Consider the following 15,249-nt stretch of genomic DNA (forward strand, 5'->3'; position numbering starts at 1 on the left):
GGTAAACCGCAGCTGCTGTACGCAGTAAAGCTATTTATTTCTGCCATGCTGGCCTTCGCCCTTGCGGAAAATATCGGTCTGCAAAACCCCTACTGGGCAATGGTAACCTGCTGCGTACTCAGCAATCCGGTCAGCGGAGCAGTACGCGCCAGAGCAACCTATCGCTTCTGCGGAACGCTATTTGCGGGAGTGCTAACGCTGACAATATCAGCATTTCTGAGCAACACGCCCCAGCTACTGATTATCGTTGCCGGGTTGTCCTCTTCGCTGATGCTCGGGATCTCTTATCTTGACAGAACTCCGCGCGCTTATTTTTTCCAGCTGGGCGCCATAACCATGATGTTAGTGGCGATCGCTTATATCAACGGCCGGATACGATGTTCACCATGGTCGTTACCCGCGTTACAGAGATCTGTCTGGGGATCCTGGCGGTCACGCTGGTTGACAGCGTACTGTTCCCGTCGTCGCTGGCGCCGGTATTGCACAAGCGTCTGAATGGCTGGCTGTCGGATCTGGAACGCTGGCAGAATGAGAGTCTGAATGGCAAATCTGCGGATGCCACTACACAAGCCGATCGCATCAGGTTACTTAGCGATATCGCCTCCTTTAATCAGCTGATGACGACGCTGGGATACGACAGCTCAGTTGAAAAATCTACCCGACAGGCCGCCAGTGCAATACAGCAGCGCGTTGTGAAGATGGTGCCGTTGCTGTCATCGATTGACAGCAGTATTAACGCTCTGCCGGAAAATTTACGTACCGTGCTTACCCCGTGGCTGGCGGAAATCCAGCGGCAGGCTCAATTGCCGAAGCCGTCCTTTGTCGCGACGCTGGCTCATCTGCCCACGCAAGGACAGCTTCATCCCTGGGAGAAGCTGCTCGTTGATGAACTGGTGGAACAAGTCAGACGCTGGCTGGCACTCTGGGCGCAGGTTCGGCAATTAAAGACCTTCCTGGAGGGTAAGCCACTGCCGGAGCACTTATATTCCCGAATGAAGCGTAGCCGTGTGTTTTCTCTCCCGGCGGATACCGGTATGGCGCTGCGAATGTTTGCCAGCATCCTGACGACCTATACCCTGCTGTGCGGAGTATGGTATCTGACCGGCTGGTCACAGGGCGCCAACATGGTTCTGATGGGGATCGTTGCTATCGCTTTTTTTGGTCACGGTGATAATCCAGGCAAAACGATCGCCTCCTTCGGCCGATTTGCTTTCATTGCGATGGCGCTTGGCGCGGTCCTGAGTTATCTGCTGTTGCCGATGGCCGGAGATTACGGCAGTTTCCTGGTGGTGATGGGCATTTTCCTGCTGCCGTTAGGGGTGTGGGCTGCCAGTAATCCCCTGGCAACCCTCGCGATTGCCCTGGCGCTCAGCAACGTCAACTTTCAGGGTCACTATGCGCCAAACAATATGGGCCAGTATCTGGAAAGCACATCCGGTACGCTGGTTGGCGTTTACTGCGCGTTTTTATCCGCAGCGCTCTATCGCCGCTGGGGAACTGAACTTGCCGTGGCAAGGCTGATCCGTAAGGATGCGCAAGAGATGATGTCTCTGAACCGGCACCTCTCCACCAGAGACCTGGAGCGCTATCAGCGCGCGCACTGGAGCGCATTACGGCGCTGGGTAGCCGTTTCAGCGCCATCGGGCAGGAAGATCGTAGCCCGCTATTGCTGACCCGGCTCAAAACCGGCATCAATCTGATCCTGCTGCAACAGGCTGTAACCACCTGCCCTGATGCGTCGCCGGTATTCGGGCTGCTGGCAACTTTTCGCCAGTTATCGCTCACCGAAGAAATCCCCGGAACGCTGCTAACGCAACTGGATGCCAGTCTGGAATATGCATGGGAGCGAAGCGATCCCCGGCTGTTGCGTCCGTTAACCCGGCTACGGTTATTACATTTCCCTCAGGCCTGGCACTGGAAACCTTAATATGATTGGTGAGATTAATATTGACGGCATTTTTATTTCGCCGCTGCTGCTATGTCTTGTCTGCGCCTTTTTCCTGCGCATGATGCTCTCCGCACTGCTCAACGCGGCCGGTGTCTATCGTCTGATCGCTCAGCGTCCGCTTTTTGATACTGCCCTGTTTCTGATACTGACCGGACTTATTTTCTATGGTCTGAAATTATTAACCACGCCGTGAGGATAGCATGCTCCAACGATTTAGCTTCACCCTTCTGCGCCCGCTGCTGACGCTTATTGCCGTACTGGCTGCCATTGTCGTGCTCTGGCAGCTCTATCACTATTACACCTACGCGCCGCAAACCCGTGATGGCAAAATAAGCGCCGATGTCGTGCCGCTGGCAACAGATGTTTCCGGCAGAGTAGACGAGGTCTATATTCACGATAATCAGGTGGTGCGTAAAGGACAGCTACTGCTTAGCCTTGATAAGGTTCGCCTGCGCAATGCCCTGGCCCAGGCCGAGGCGACCGTTGAGCAAGCCAGCGTCCAGTTGAGCTCATCGCGTCGTGAAAACCAGCGCTACCAGACGCTGCAGTCCGCCATCTCTCAGCAGGAGCGCGATAATCACCATGACGCGCAATTGCTGGCTAAAGCGAATCTGGATCAGGCGTTAGCCGATCGTGAACTGGCCCGGATAAATCTGCAGCGCGCCGATCTGTTCGCACCAGTGGACGGCGTAATCACCAATTTTTCATTACGTCCGGGGGCCTATGCCAGCGCCGGTCAGCCGGTCATGGCTCTGGTGGACTCTCACAGTTTCTATATTGCGGGCTATTTTGAAGAGACCAAACTGGGGCATATTCAAAATGGCGACCAAGTCATTATCCGTATAATGGGTGAAAACCAGCCTCTTTACGGTCATGTTGACGGATTATCTGCAGGTATCAACGACAGCGAACGCACTACCGCCGCAGGCAATCTGCTCGCTAACGTGAATCCAACCTTTAGCTGGATCCGCCTGGCGCAGCGTATTCCTGTACGAATTGCGATTGATAAAGTGCCAGATGGCGTACAACTGATTGCAGGCCGCACGGCAACTGTAAGCCTGGAAAATGAAAATGCGGGCGCGAAAGCGATTATTCCATCCAGTTTTACGCATCTGCCGTAGCAGGTCTGATAAAGAGTATCAGTGGCTTATGGGCAAAGGTTGCCGCAGTTAAGGAGGGGCGTCAAAGCGCGCGTATCAGACCACCCATCCTCAGCAACCTCAAAGATCCGTAATTCGCCCAGGTCGGATCCAGCAGACTGCTACGCCGCGATCGCCCAGATATTGCCCTACGCGATGACTACAAAGACGTTCCGTGGACGCCGGGTATTTTGCGGATAGTTGCGATGGTGTGCCAGTATCCGTCATCCGGCAATATAGCAGACAGCGTGGCGCAACTTGTTGGAACCGCCGGTATGGCTAAAATGCTGATGTATGCTAACCAGCTGCATCCGGCAGGTTTAGTACGCCCTCGTATTCCGTTGATATTGTAACAACGCAGCCGCATCAGGCGATCCACGGTCAGGCCGGGATAACCCTGCTGCCGATCATCATATTCATATAACGACAAGCGGAAATGTTCAAATCGCCTTATCGATCTGGCCGCTATCGCTTTGTTTCTGCGTGAAGCTCAACTTTTCCTTATGTTTTCAGCTAAACGTTTCCCTGTTGCCGCCGATATTCAGATGTCCCCGGAAACTTAACGGGATCGTCCACAACACGCGGGTAATGACACATGTTTAAAAATTTAACGATCAAGCGAAAGTTTATTCTGGCTTTCGGGGCGGTAGTCGCAGTGATGTTAATTATCTGCGCTTCTTTCTACCTGAATTTTTCGCGCATCGTAACGACGAATAGCTGGAACGTGCACACCTATCAAGTAATTGATGAAAGCCGTGGCCTGGTTGCGAGCCTGGTCAATATGGAAACCGGTCTGCGCGGCTACGCGCTTAACGGCAAAGAAGAAATGCTACAGCCTTATATTTCCGGGCAAAAAACGTTTTTACAGCATCTGGAACTGGCGAAAAAGCTGACGTCGGATAACCCCGCCCAGCAGGATCGGCTGGATCGTCTGTTGCAGCTTGAGAAAGCGTGGAACACCGATTTTGCTGCGCGCCTGATGGAAAACCGCCGCGCCGCCAACGCCGGTACGTTAACGGAACAGGCATTTATCGACGCGTTTGAAGCGAACCCCGGCAAAAAGCGGATGGATAATATGCGCGCCATCATTGATGAAATGTCGACCACAGAACAGGCGCTGCTGGCGGCACGTCAGATTGCCGTCGCGTCAACCACGTCACAAACTACGCTGACGCTGATCTTTGGTTCGCTGTTCGGTTTAATTATCGCGGTGGCGCTGGGTTATGTGCTGACGCGCGCGATCACCCTTCCGTTACAGCGTGCGGTCAGCGCCGCGCAGGCTATTGCGACCGGCGACCTGACTACCCGACTGGTGGCAGACTCTCGTGATGAAACCGGAACGCTGCTAACCGCGCTGGCGTCTATGCAGACACAGCTAACCCGCGTAGTTTCTGATATTCAGAACGCGGCCTCTTCTATCGACAGCGCGGCGAAAGAAGTGGCGACCGGCAATATCGATCTCTCCAGCCGTACCGAGCAGCAGGCGGCCTCGCTGGAAGAAACATCGGCCAGTATGGAGCAGCTGACCGCCACGGTGCGGCAGAACACCTCTAACGCCCAGCACGCCAGCACGCTGGCCAGCGATGCATCGCAGGTGGCGCTGCGCGGCGGCAACGTAGTGGATCAGGTAGTCACGACCATGTCGGCAATTGCGGAAAGCTCGCAGCATATCGTGGATATTATCAGCACCATTGAAGGCATCGCTTTCCAGACCAATATTCTGGCGCTGAACGCGGCGGTAGAAGCCGCCCGTGCGGGTGAACAGGGACGCGGCTTTGCGGTGGTTGCCAGCGAAGTGCGTGCGCTGGCGCAGCGCAGCGCAACGGCGGCGAAAGAGATCAAGCAGCTGATCCATCAATCCTCAGAACGCGTTACGGAAGGCACCTCGCTGGTGGCCGCTGCCGGCACGACGATGAAAGATATCGTCACCTCTATTCAGCGCGTTTCAGAGATTATGACTGAAATCTCTAACGCTTCCGATGAGCAGGCGAACGGTATTGAACACGTGGGCCAGGCGGTCACGCAGATGGATGAAGTTACGCAGCAGAACGCCGCGCTGGTTGAACAGGCGGCTGCCGCTGCCGCGTCGCTGGAAGATCAGGCCTCCCACCTCAGCCGCAGCGTGGCGATTTTCAAAACCGCAGCGGTGTGATGAAACGGCAGGAAAGGCGCGGCGTCGTCTTTCCTGAGCCAAATATCTGGAATGACTTCGGGGCGCAGCGGGGTTTAGCGCCAGAATACCCGCTCGTCGCTGTCATAAAGCGGATCGCGCAACGCGCCGGAATGTTCGCTCGTCAGCACAGGAAAACGTTCCTTCTCAGTCAGATGAAGCATTTGTCGTCCCGGCAGGTTCACTGCAATCAGGCTTTCCTCAAGGGCATCGAGCGTTTCATCGCGATCGTCAAACAGGCTGTGGCTTACTGACATCAGTTCTCTCCGGTGAAAATGCATCCTTTTCATCATAGTAACATTGAGCCGCTACGCCAGATTGCCAGAGGAAATAGCCCTTTTTTCCGATATTTCCCTTATTGTTTTCCCGGCGTGTCCGCGTCTGTACCGCGTGATAAGGGAACTGAGTGGAGTAGTCCTGCTCAGTTATCCGGGCAGGCCCCCTTTTCAGAACCGGACTTGCGGAACGACCTACTCACATTCCGTCGAGAAACTTTTGGTTCTCCTGGGTTCCGTCCCTTATCTCTGTTACCTGTGTACCCGGTGGATCCTCTCCTTTTGGCACTTCGCCAGTTTGGTCTCCAGAGAGTTATGGCTTGTTAGGTGGATCCATCTGGCAACATCCATAACCAGTACGATTTCGGGGGAACACGTTCACCATTTAGTAATCCACCTGTGGCAATCATTTAAAACGGTGGCAGAGAAAACAGGCATATCAAGGAATACTTATTTCTGTTTAAAAAACGAAAAAACGCAATAAATTAATATAAAATAATCAGAATTAGCTATCAGAAACTTGATCTTGATAAAGTATTTAAATATGGTTTACACCTCGCTATAAAGCAGCCTGATAACTATCATGAGCTAAATGATAGCGAAATTAATAAACTTATAAATTAACGTAGGAATACCACTGGAGTTAACTACTGCAATGAGGCAGGTTATGCATGGAAAATAATAATTAAAAATGAAATCAGTACATTATTTACCTGGATCGAACCGGGGTTACTCATTAATTAAATGAGAAAAACAGTAAACTACGCACTTAGTATGGTTTTTAACATCCTTGGTCCTCAAACTCGTGTTATGGTAAATTCTGCTGGCTAACACAGGATCAAACAGGGAATTTTAGGGAGCATAGGATGAACAGTACATTTCTTAAAATCGATGGGATCATGGGAGAGTCGAAAGACTCTCTTCATCAGGGATGGACTGATGTTGAGAGTTATTCATGGGGAGTATCCAGGAAAGGAGAAGGTTCAGAAACAGGGATGACTAATTACCACCATCTTACTGTCCACTGTCAGGTGGATAAAGCAACGGCTGCTACACTCTTGTTTGCTTCAAATGGAAACAAAATTAAAAAAGTTGAGTTATCTGCCTGTAAAGCGGGTGGCGAACAAGTGGAGTATTACCGGATTACGCTGGAAAATGACATTGTCATGGAAGTGCTTCTAAACGAAAGCGGTTCAATGACCGACATTGAGTATGAGTTTCAGGCTGATAAAGTAAAGTTCCAGTACTGGGAACAGGCGGCGATCGGCAGGCGAGGTGCTGAAACGCGCATGGGGTGGAACATAAAAGATTCTACATCTTATTTTTAGAAAAAAGATGATTAATTCAGGTGCCTGTTTTTATCGTTAGGCACCTGCATTTTATTAATAGTTCAGGTTTTCAAAAAAATTCGCTGCCGAAAGATATTCAGATGATAAGCATGAATTCTCCTCCGCAGTTTCCGCATCAGTGTTCAGTGAGCTAAATATCATCACTTTGCATTTTTTCTTAATGGTTATATTCCATGATTTTTCTAAATCCAGTATCCTTTCTCTTTCTTTTGGTAAGTGTTCTATTGTCTTTTTTATTGCAACCTCTAATATATGCTTCGAATTTTCTGATTTTTCTATCGATTTTTTATTAATTTCATCTAATTGATTAATTTCTGTCTCGGTAAATGCAGCATTAGCATTAAAAGAATAGATGAAAATGAAAAAGATAATTTTAATTACTTTCATAGAAGTCAACTCTTCGTTTAAATCTGTCGTTAGGCACAGACGGCCAAATTGATCTATCTGCAATTACACTTCCAAACCCCTTTAAATCACCTGCGTATGCCATTCGTTGTAAGCATACTCTGCTCTTTGGGTTATAGTCTCCCCAGTAACGCAAATCAACAAGGACTTCTTTTATTTTGCCCGGAATGTTATTCCATGCTAAAGATGCTGATATATTTGGGTCGGGATGATACTTTTTGATAGTAAAATCATCTTTGCATATCCTCTCAACATCCTTTTTTATCTCGTCGTAGGTCAGGATAAATAGGTTTAATTGCTGCTGCTCTGTTATCTCACCAATTAGATCTCTGTTCATAATGAAAAAATTATAAGCGGAGCATCCTTTTATTCTTGCTCCATTTGCGATTGCCGCAGCCTTTTCTTTTTTTATTCCTGATTTTTTCAGACTAATTAATGCGCTTATTTTTGACCTGTCTCCAAGATCGAACCTCCGGCCAATTGTTACCCCAGAATTGTTTTTACCGCATGCTGAAGAATTTCCAGGCCAGTGTATTTTTCTTGAATAATCTCTGCTTGATTTTAAATTATTACCTTCAGATCTGAAAGTTAATATCCCTTCAATAGGCTCCAGCATTTTTCCGTCATCCTTTTGGTTAAATTTGTCATATTTTACTTATGGTTTTTTATGAGTCTACTTTTTGGGAACTGAGTAGAGTAGTCCTGCTCAGTTATCCGTCACGGCGTAAGTCTCTCTACCCTGTGGCGCTGGCTGCGCTTTCCGGAACAGAACCTTCACCGGCAAGCTAAGCGCAGCGTTTCCCGGCGCACGGGCCAATGGAACGAAAGCTCACGCTAAATATATTACTTCTGTTAATCAGCGCCCGTTTTTAACGCGCACAATATCCGCCATGATCGCCAGCGCGATTTCCATCGGCGTTTTACTGCCGATAGGCAGGCCAATCGGCGCATGGATACGTTGTAAATCGGTTTCATCCAGCTCGCCGATGCGGCGCAGACGCGCCAGCCGCTGTCGGCTATTACTGGCGGAGCCCATTGCGCCCAGGTAAAAGGCCGGAGTATTCATCGCTTCCAGCAGCGCCAGATCGTCCACGCGCGGATCGTGCGTGGCGCAGATCACCGCCGTTTGATCCGTTGCGCCATGCAGCTCCAGATAGCGCGCGGGATGCTGGCTGATGCAGCGCAAATGCGGCTGTGGTGAATGATTCTCCTGCAGCTGCTGCCAGAAAGGCTCCCGATGCTCACACACGATCGCCTGCATACCCAGCATCAGCGCCAGACGCAAACATTCACCGGCCACCGCTGAATAACCCGCCAGCAGCAGCGTTGGCACGCTACCCACCGATAGCGAAACGCTGTCGTGGTCATAGCACAGCGCGCGCGGCACGCGATTGGTATCGGTTTCCAGCTGCGCGGCCTGTCCCATTACAATCTGCTTGCGCAGGCGATCGCCGCCCGCCAGCGCCTGCTGCAGGCGCTGAAGATGGCTCAGGCTGGCCGCGTCCGGCGGCAGCCGTTCAATCAGCACGTCCAGTACCCCACCGCACGGCAGCCGGGTAGAAGTCGCCAGCCCGCCATCGCCGTAGCGCACCAGCTGGCTGGCGGCGTTAAAGCTCCCCTGCTGTAAGCGGGTAAGAAAATCCTCTTCAATACAGCCGCCGGAAAGCGATCCGCAAAAATTCCCTTGCTGATTCGCCACCAGCAGCGCACCAGGCGCTCGCGGTGCCGATCCCCAGCTGTGCAATACGGTGCAGAGCCAGACGCATTCTCCCTGCTGATGCCACTGTAGCGCGCGGTCGATAACCTGTTGATCGAGTGAGTGCATTATTTCTCTCCTGACAGCATTGACGGCAGATCGACATCGCGCACCAGCATCGGTTCGCCTTCCACCGGTTCCAGCAGCTTGTGACGGCCGCAAGCGGCGCGATAGCGCGTACTTTCCCCTGCTGCCAGCAGCAGAATTCCAACGGTCATAAGCGTCCCGTTACGTTTCGATAAAAGTTAAGCATAGAACGTCAGACGACAGGGATCCGTCACGCTGGCGACAAATCAGCATAAAGAGAAGAAAAAAGGGGCGATCAACGCCCCTGAAAGGAGGAAATGACGTCAGAAAAAGCCGAGCGGATCGATGCTATAGCTGACCAGCAGGTTCTTGGTCTGCTGATAATGATCGAGCATCATTTTATGGGTTTCGCGGCCAATACCCGATTTTTTATAGCCGCCGAACGCCGCGTGCGCCGGATAGAGATGATAGCAGTTGGTCCAGACGCGCCCCGCCTTGATCGCCCGCCCTACGCGCCATGCGCGGTTAATATCACGCGTCCAGACGCCAGCGCCGAGGCCGTAAATCGAATCGTTAGCGATGGCGATTGCTTCCGCCTCATCTTTAAAAGTGGTAATGCCCACTACCGGACCGAAGATCTCTTCCTGGAACACCCGCATGCTGTTGCTGCCCTTCAGCAGCGTTGGCTGAATATAGTAGCCGCTTTGCAGCTGGCCTTCGGTTGGCTCAATGCCGCCGCCGGTCAGGATCTCCGCGCCCTCTTTTTGCGCAATATCCAGGTAAGAGAGGATTTTATCAAACTGCTGCTGCGAGGCCTGCGCGCCGATCATCGTCTCGGTATCAAGCGGATCGCCACGTCGGATGGTTTTAATCCGCGCCATTACCGCCGCGATAAACGGTTCGTAAATCGATTCCTGAATCAGCGCGCGTGATGGACAGGTACACACTTCTCCCTGATTCAGGAAGCCCAGCACCACGCCTTCCGCCGCTTTCTCAATAAAAGAAGGCTCGGCCTGCATAATATCTTCAAAGAAGATGTTAGGAGATTTACCGCCCAGCTCAACGGTCGAAGGGATCAGGTTTTTCGCCGCCAGCTCCAGAATATGAGTACCGGTAGCGGTTGAGCCGGTAAAGGCGATTTTGGCGATACGCGGGTTGCCCGCCAGCGCTTCGCCCGCCTCGCGGCCAAAACCATGCACCACGTTCAGCACGCCCGCAGGCAACAGGTCGCCCACCAGCTCGGCAAACAGAGTAATAGAGAGCGGCGTCTGCTCGGCAGGCTTCAGCACCACGCAGTTACCGGCCGCCAGCGCGGGCGCCAGCTTCCAGGCCGCCATCAGCAGCGGGAAATTCCACGGGATGATCTGCCCGACCACGCCCAGCGGCTCGTGAATATGGTAAGCGGCGGTATGCTCATCGATTTCCGCCGCCGTGCCCTCCTGCGCGCGGATACAGCCGGCAAAATAGCGGAAATGATCCACCGCCAGCGGCAGATCCGCCGCCAGCGTCTCGCGGACCGGTTTGCCGTTGTCCCAGGTTTCGTGTACCGCGATACGTTCCAGGTTCTGTTCCAGGCGGTCAGCGATTTTCAGCAGCAGCTGAGAGCGCACCTGCACCGAGGTTTTGCCCCAGCGTTCGGCGGCGGCATGCGCGGCGTCCAGCGCATTTTCAATATCCTGCTGGCCGGAGCGCGGGAATTCGCCGATAACCGAGCCGTCAACCGGCGATGTATTGGTGAAATATTCGCCGTTAACCGGCGCAACGAATTCACCGTTGATGTAGTTGCCATAACGCTGCTGCAGCGTTATCAGCGAATCTTTATATCCGGGCCAGGCGTAACGCATACCGATTCTCCTGTGGCATTAAATAACAAATGAATAACCATTTATTAACTTGACCGAATGCGGCAGCTTTGTCAGTCGCCACAGGAGAAAAATGTGAGCCCGGCGGAAAGATTCAGCGTTTCAGGCGCTAAGCTGCTCACGCTGGCGCAGGCTTTGCCAGAAACGCTGTAAAATCAGGCGCGGATTATCGGTGGCTGGCTGGGCGGCAGGATTAAAATTCACCCCCTCCGGCAGGCAGGCCAGCATAATTTGCGCATCGAATTCCGGATGAAACTGCACCGACAGCGCATGCGGCCCGTAGCGGATAATCTGGCAATCATCGGTGGCGGAACGGGCCAGTACGCGCGCACCGGGCGGTGGCGCCAGCACCGTCTGACGATGAGACAGCCAGACCGGAAACGTTGAAGGCAGCGCCTGCAGCAGCGGATCGGACTGCGGGCCAGGCTGCAATGTGATCGGTAGCGCTCCCCGCTCCCAGCCGCGCGGATTATCGCCCACCTCGCCGCCCAGCGCATAGGCCATCAGCTGGTGACCATAACAGACGCCAAACAGCGGCAGCGCCTGTTCCATTGCAGCGCGCAGCCAGGCGGCGGTGCGTTCGCTCCACTCGGCGTGATCGGTAACCATCGCCCACGAACCGCTCAGAATAGCGCCGCTGACGGCAGCAAAATCGGGCAGCGTTTCGCCCAGATCGGGGCGGCAGATAATATAGTCGTGTGGCGCGAGGTCCAGCGCATCGATAAACCAGCGCGCCTGTTCGCCAATGCGTTCGCGCACCGGCGCGGGAGGACGTTCAAGTTGGATAATAGCGAGAGGTAACTGCGTGGGCGTCATACCGAATCCTTTTCCTGTTACGGGAGCGTTTCGGTTGTACAGTATTACAGCTCTGTTGTGGGCTGTCTCATAACTTTTTCTGAGACTTCTGTGCGGGCTGATAATAAGCAGGCAAAGAAAACGACCGCGCTGACGCTTGTCTGGCTGATGAGACCTGTCATGATAGTTAACGTTTTATTTCGGATAATTAAGGATGGTGTTGTGGCTCTGCGTCATTTTTTGCTGGTGTTGATGGTGGTCACCATCTGGGCGTTTAATAACGTGGCCATTAAATGGGGCCTGCTCGATCTGCCGCCGTTATTTATGACCTTTATGCGCTTCGTGGTGGTCGCGCTGGTACTGATCCCCTTTACCCGCATCACGCGCGCCCAGCTGCCCTGGCTGGCGGCGCTGGCGTTTACCTTCGGCTTTATGCACTTTTCGCTGCTGTTTGTCGGGATAAGCTATACCGATGCCGGCACCGCCGCGGTACTGGTGCAGCTGGGCACGCCGATCGCCATGCTGCTGGCGTGGGTGATATTAAAAGAGAAGCTAACGCTGATCCAGCTGTTCGGCATCGCCATTTCCCTTAGCGGCGTGGTGGTGTTAACCGGCAGCCCGACGATTCCCACCTGGTGGGTACTGGCGCTGCTCCTGATCAGCGCATGCGGCTGGGCCATCAGCAATCTGATCGTAAAAAAGGCGCCGCCGATTAAGCCATTAACCATGACCGGCTGGCTGTCGTTTATGGCGATTCCTGTCGTGGGCTTTACCTCCTGGCTGACCGAAGCGCATCAGATTGACGCGCTGCTGCACGCCTCCTGGCGTGGCTGGTTCGGCATTCTGTATAGCGCTATCGCCTCTTCCGTAGTGGCCTATTCGCTGTGGTATGCGCTGCTGAAAAAATATAACGTCAACCTGATCATGCCCTACTCGCTGCTGACGCCGGTGCTGGCGGTAATTATGGGCGTGCTGGTGCTGGGCGACAGCATGAATAGGTTCAAAATCATCGGTTCGCTGCTGGTGATTTTCGGCACCGCTATCGCGGTGATCAATATTCGTCGTTTACGTATGCACGCCCGCTTCCCCCGTTTGCCGCTATGGCGTAAACGCCAGCCGTAACAGGAAAAAAAGCCCATCCATTGCTAAGGTGAAAGAGCAAACGAACTGAGGGAGAAGGATATGGATAACAACCTGGCGGCACTTTTCTGGCAGCAGCTGTGGCATGCGTTGCAGGGAGAAACGCCGCCGCCTCCGGTTATCCTGCAGGGATACGAAGCCTTTGCATCAGCTTATCCGGTCAGCGAACTCGCCGCCACCAGCATGGCGCTGGCGGCGCAATCCGCCGCCGGGCTGGTCAACAACCCGGCAAAAGTGACGATTGATATTCGTCGCGCCTCACGCTGGTTCCAGCATACCTTTCGTCCGATAAACCGCCCGCTGCCTGCCAGCTGGGACGCCTTCGCTGGCGATTACGCCACCGTTGACGGCTGGATCCGTTTGCACACCAATGCGCCGCTTCACCGTCAGGCGATGGAGCGCGTGCTGGGGAAACAGCCAGACCGCGCGGCACTGGCCAAAATCGTTGCCGGCTGGCAAAAGCAGGCGCTGGAGCAGGCCGTTATTGATGCTGGCGGCTGTGCCGCAGAAATGCGTAGCCTGGCCGAGTGGCAGCAGCATCCGCAGGGTAAAAGCGTGGCGCAGGAGGCGCTAATCGCCTGGGAGCCGCAGGCGGAAGGAGCGCCGCCGGCATGGCAGCGTCCGATAGCGCGCCCGTTGCGCGGCGTTAAGGTGCTGGATCTGACGCGAATTATCGCCGGGCCGGTGGCGACCCGTTTTCTGGCCGGGCTGGGTGCCGAGGTGCTGCGCCTCGATCCGCCAGGCTGGGAGGAACCTTCGCTGGAAGAAGAGATGATGCAGGGCAAACGCTGCGCGCGGCTCGATCTGAAAAGCGTGCAGGGGCGTCAGCAGTTTGAGCAGCTACTGGCGCAGGCGGATGTGCTGGTACACGGCTATCGCGCCGATGCGCTGGAAAATCTGGGTTACGACAGCGCGCGTCGGCAACAGCTGGCGCCCGGTCTGGTGGATGTCAGCCTGAACGCCTGGGGCTGGAGCGGCCCGTGGCGCAACCGGCGCGGCTTCGACAGCCTGGTGCAGATGGCCTGCGGCATTGCCGATGCGGGACAGCGCTGGCAGGCCGCCGATGCGCCGTGTCCGTTGCCGGTACAGGCGCTGGATCACGCCACGGGCTATCTGATGGCGGCGGCGGTGCTGGAAGGCATGCGCCGACGCGTTGCGCACCGCACCGGCATTACGGCGCGGCTTTCTCTGGCGCGTACCGCGCATCTGCTGACCTCGCATCCTTACCCGGCCGCCACGGCGGCAACCGGCCCTGGCCCGGCGCAGCCGCATGATGAAAGCGATACGCTGGAGATCACGCCGCTGGGCATCGGTTATCGGCTGCGGCCGCCGCTGTGGCTGCCCGGTACGCCGCTGCTCTGGTCACGCTCCGGCAGCCCGTTGGGTTCAGCCTCCGCCAGCTGGCTGCCAGCCTGATAGCGGGCCTGGATTTTGCCCGCCTGCGCCATGCTGGCGGGTCTGTTTCTGGACGTATGCTGTTTAGCAAATACACCCGGTTATACGAGATCGGTAACGTGTGCGATTACGCCTCGTCGTCACCCTCTTCTTCCGCCAACTCTTCGCGCATCGCCTGCAGCGCTTCGCGGCTTAATGCCGCCAGCGTACGATAAAAGCCGCTGGTGGCGTGGGCTTCAACTTTGCCAAGAAACGCGCCGCACCACGGCAGCAGATATTCATCAAACAGGTCGATCTGCGCCTGAATTTCATCTTCCTGCGCCTGATCTTCCAGCCAGGAGGCCGCCAGCAGCAGCGCGCCGAAATGATCGGCAGGCGTATCGCTCAGCGGCATACCGCGCTGCTGGAGAAAACTGCGCACCTCGGCCTCGGCCGGGCCATCTTTCCACTGCGAGCCGTACGGCGGCACGCTGCAGTCGCTGCCGACAAACAGCGCATTGTAATCGGCGGCCAGCGCCTGCGGATCGGCATGCTGCTGCAGACGCGTCAGCAGCTCATCCTGCTCCAGCGGCCAGTTCTGCTGCAGTTTGCCTGCGCGGATCAGCGTGAACAGCGGCACCAACAGCGGATCCTGCGGCTGGCGATTAAACAGCGAGCCGAGCACGCGGCAGATGATGGAAAATTCATTCATTACTTTCAGTCCGTTCAGAGGTTAAGACGCCGCCGTTAAAAGTCAGCAAACGCGTCGACAGGCTTCCCGCCCCGCATTTCCAGAAAATCAAGCAGGCGGCGCGGCGTGACATTTAACACGCGTTCCTCAGGAAAATCCACCTCGCGCCTAATATGCAGGCAATGCTTAAAATTTCCCGGCGTAAAGGCGGTATGGGAATCGGAACCAAACGCCAGCCATCCCCCCGCTTCTTTCACCGCAGCTTACAAACTTTCAGGTTGTGTTTTACAACCCACTATTTTTAAAGGCTTTTTACCT

General features: G+C 54.5%; 17 protein-coding genes and 2 pseudogenes. 10 read left to right on the forward strand and 9 right to left on the reverse strand.

The window, feature by feature from the left end:
* The first annotated feature begins 45 nt into the window (after positions 1-45).
* From COO59_RS21710 to COO59_RS00095, 7 genes and pseudogenes are all read left to right on the forward strand, one after another.
* Positions 46-495 carry an FUSC family protein gene (locus COO59_RS21710; protein WP_276308250.1) on the forward strand — a complete coding sequence of 150 codons (450 nt, stop codon included), beginning with the start codon at positions 46-48 and terminating at the stop codon, positions 493-495.
* Complete coding sequence (locus tag COO59_RS00080; protein WP_276308248.1) at positions 378-1,673, forward strand: FUSC family protein; 1,296 nt, start codon at positions 378-380, stop codon at positions 1,671-1,673. The genes COO59_RS21710 and COO59_RS00080 overlap by 118 nt, the downstream gene beginning before the upstream one ends.
* Positions 1,667-1,927: a hypothetical protein gene (locus COO59_RS21090; protein ID WP_240614055.1), complete on the forward strand. Its 261-nt coding sequence runs from the start codon at positions 1,667-1,669 to the stop codon at positions 1,925-1,927. Before COO59_RS00080 ends, COO59_RS21090 begins: the two co-directional genes overlap by 7 nt.
* A 1-nt stretch (position 1,928) precedes the next feature.
* Positions 1,929-2,141 (forward strand): DUF1656 domain-containing protein, encoded by a 213-nt coding sequence (locus COO59_RS00085; protein WP_103057819.1) that lies wholly within the window; start codon positions 1,929-1,931, stop codon positions 2,139-2,141.
* Between the two features lie 7 nt (positions 2,142-2,148).
* Positions 2,149-3,069 carry an efflux RND transporter periplasmic adaptor subunit gene (locus COO59_RS00090; RefSeq protein ID WP_103057820.1) on the forward strand — a complete coding sequence of 307 codons (921 nt, stop codon included), beginning with the start codon at positions 2,149-2,151 and terminating at the stop codon, positions 3,067-3,069.
* A 128-nt stretch (positions 3,070-3,197) separates the two neighbouring features.
* A pseudogene (locus COO59_RS21095) lies at positions 3,198-3,370 on the forward strand (hypothetical protein); the annotation flags it as partial.
* Between the two features lie 312 nt (positions 3,371-3,682).
* Positions 3,683-5,239, forward strand: coding sequence for a methyl-accepting chemotaxis protein (locus COO59_RS00095; RefSeq protein ID WP_103057821.1), 1,557 nt, complete (start codon positions 3,683-3,685; stop codon positions 5,237-5,239).
* Positions 5,240-5,313: 74 nt separating this feature from the next.
* Here the strand turns inward: COO59_RS00095 and COO59_RS00100 are convergent, their stop codons facing one another.
* A complete protein-coding gene (locus COO59_RS00100; RefSeq protein ID WP_103057822.1) occupies positions 5,314-5,514 on the reverse strand; it encodes a hypothetical protein in 201 nt (66 codons plus the stop codon).
* An 884-nt stretch (positions 5,515-6,398) separates the two neighbouring features.
* Here COO59_RS00100 and COO59_RS00105 point away from each other — a divergent pair.
* Positions 6,399-6,860, forward strand: coding sequence for an Hcp family type VI secretion system effector (locus COO59_RS00105; RefSeq protein ID WP_103057823.1), 462 nt, complete (start codon positions 6,399-6,401; stop codon positions 6,858-6,860).
* A gap of 54 nt (positions 6,861-6,914) precedes the next feature.
* Here the strand turns inward: COO59_RS00105 and COO59_RS00110 are convergent, their stop codons facing one another.
* The 6 genes from COO59_RS00110 to COO59_RS00130 all read right to left on the reverse strand — a co-directional run bounded on the left by COO59_RS00110 (position 6,915) and on the right by COO59_RS00130 (position 11,747).
* The gene (locus tag COO59_RS00110) at positions 6,915-7,268 is read right to left on the reverse strand and encodes a hypothetical protein (RefSeq protein WP_103057824.1); all 354 of its coding nucleotides are present in this window, start codon (positions 7,266-7,268) and stop codon (positions 6,915-6,917) included.
* Positions 7,255-7,902 (reverse strand): lysozyme family protein, encoded by a 648-nt coding sequence (locus tag COO59_RS00115; protein WP_240614056.1) that lies wholly within the window; start codon positions 7,900-7,902, stop codon positions 7,255-7,257. Before COO59_RS00115 ends, COO59_RS00110 begins: the two co-directional genes overlap by 14 nt.
* A gap of 240 nt (positions 7,903-8,142) precedes the next feature.
* A complete protein-coding gene (locus tag COO59_RS00120) occupies positions 8,143-9,111 on the reverse strand; it encodes an XdhC family protein (RefSeq protein ID WP_103057825.1) in 969 nt (322 codons plus the stop codon).
* The gene (locus tag COO59_RS20835; RefSeq protein ID WP_165786464.1) at positions 9,111-9,260 is read right to left on the reverse strand and encodes a hypothetical protein; all 150 of its coding nucleotides are present in this window, start codon (positions 9,258-9,260) and stop codon (positions 9,111-9,113) included. The genes COO59_RS00120 and COO59_RS20835 overlap by 1 nt, the downstream gene beginning before the upstream one ends.
* A 132-nt stretch (positions 9,261-9,392) precedes the next feature.
* Positions 9,393-10,913 carry an acetaldehyde dehydrogenase ExaC gene (exaC, locus tag COO59_RS00125; RefSeq protein WP_103057826.1) on the reverse strand — a complete coding sequence of 507 codons (1,521 nt, stop codon included), beginning with the start codon at positions 10,911-10,913 and terminating at the stop codon, positions 9,393-9,395.
* 120 nt (positions 10,914-11,033) lie between these two features.
* Positions 11,034-11,747 carry a glutamine amidotransferase gene (locus COO59_RS00130; protein ID WP_103057827.1) on the reverse strand — a complete coding sequence of 238 codons (714 nt, stop codon included), beginning with the start codon at positions 11,745-11,747 and terminating at the stop codon, positions 11,034-11,036.
* Positions 11,748-11,948: 201 nt separating this feature from the next.
* On the opposite strand from COO59_RS00130, the gene COO59_RS00135 reads away from it, so the two are divergent.
* Complete coding sequence (locus COO59_RS00135; RefSeq protein WP_103057828.1) at positions 11,949-12,848, forward strand: DMT family transporter; 900 nt, start codon at positions 11,949-11,951, stop codon at positions 12,846-12,848.
* A 60-nt stretch (positions 12,849-12,908) separates the two neighbouring features.
* Positions 12,909-14,282, forward strand: a complete 1,374-nt coding sequence (locus tag COO59_RS00140; protein WP_103057829.1) for a CoA transferase — start codon at positions 12,909-12,911, stop codon at positions 14,280-14,282.
* 106 nt (positions 14,283-14,388) lie between these two features.
* On the opposite strand, the gene COO59_RS00145 is transcribed toward COO59_RS00140, so the two are convergent.
* Positions 14,389-14,952: a TorD/DmsD family molecular chaperone gene (locus COO59_RS00145; protein WP_103057830.1), complete on the reverse strand. Its 564-nt coding sequence runs from the start codon at positions 14,950-14,952 to the stop codon at positions 14,389-14,391.
* A gap of 35 nt (positions 14,953-14,987) precedes the next feature.
* Positions 14,988-15,191, reverse strand: a pseudogene (locus COO59_RS21100) (phosphatase); the annotation flags it as partial.
* Between the last annotated feature and the right edge of the window lie 58 nt (positions 15,192-15,249).

It is taken from the genome of Mixta theicola, from assembly GCF_002895925.1.
GTDB lineage: Bacteria > Pseudomonadota > Gammaproteobacteria > Enterobacterales > Enterobacteriaceae > Mixta > Mixta theicola.

Excerpts from the sequence above, each read along its gene's own strand:
- COO59_RS00120 (WP_103057825.1), bottom strand. The coding sequence starts at position 9,111 with ATGCACTCACTCGATCAACAGGTTATCGACCGCGCGCTACAGTGGCAT.
- COO59_RS00095 (WP_103057821.1), top strand. The coding sequence starts at position 3,683 with ATGTTTAAAAATTTAACGATCAAGCGAAAGTTTATTCTGGCTTTCGGG.
- COO59_RS20835 (WP_165786464.1), bottom strand. The coding sequence starts at position 9,260 with ATGACCGTTGGAATTCTGCTGCTGGCAGCAGGGGAAAGTACGCGCTAT.
- COO59_RS00110 (WP_103057824.1), bottom strand. The coding sequence starts at position 7,268 with ATGAAAGTAATTAAAATTATCTTTTTCATTTTCATCTATTCTTTTAAT.
- COO59_RS00080 (WP_276308248.1), top strand. The coding sequence starts at position 378 with ATGTTCACCATGGTCGTTACCCGCGTTACAGAGATCTGTCTGGGGATC.
- COO59_RS00090 (WP_103057820.1), top strand. The coding sequence starts at position 2,149 with ATGCTCCAACGATTTAGCTTCACCCTTCTGCGCCCGCTGCTGACGCTT.
- COO59_RS21710 (WP_276308250.1), top strand. The coding sequence starts at position 46 with ATGCTGGCCTTCGCCCTTGCGGAAAATATCGGTCTGCAAAACCCCTAC.
- COO59_RS00105 (WP_103057823.1), top strand. The coding sequence starts at position 6,399 with ATGAACAGTACATTTCTTAAAATCGATGGGATCATGGGAGAGTCGAAA.
- COO59_RS00085 (WP_103057819.1), top strand. The coding sequence starts at position 1,929 with ATGATTGGTGAGATTAATATTGACGGCATTTTTATTTCGCCGCTGCTG.
- COO59_RS00145 (WP_103057830.1), bottom strand. The coding sequence starts at position 14,952 with ATGAATGAATTTTCCATCATCTGCCGCGTGCTCGGCTCGCTGTTTAAT.
- COO59_RS00130 (WP_103057827.1), bottom strand. The coding sequence starts at position 11,747 with ATGACGCCCACGCAGTTACCTCTCGCTATTATCCAACTTGAACGTCCT.
- COO59_RS00100 (WP_103057822.1), bottom strand. The coding sequence starts at position 5,514 with ATGTCAGTAAGCCACAGCCTGTTTGACGATCGCGATGAAACGCTCGAT.
- COO59_RS00115 (WP_240614056.1), bottom strand. The coding sequence starts at position 7,902 with ATGCTGGAGCCTATTGAAGGGATATTAACTTTCAGATCTGAAGGTAAT.
- COO59_RS00140 (WP_103057829.1), top strand. The coding sequence starts at position 12,909 with ATGGATAACAACCTGGCGGCACTTTTCTGGCAGCAGCTGTGGCATGCG.
- exaC (WP_103057826.1), bottom strand. The coding sequence starts at position 10,913 with ATGCGTTACGCCTGGCCCGGATATAAAGATTCGCTGATAACGCTGCAG.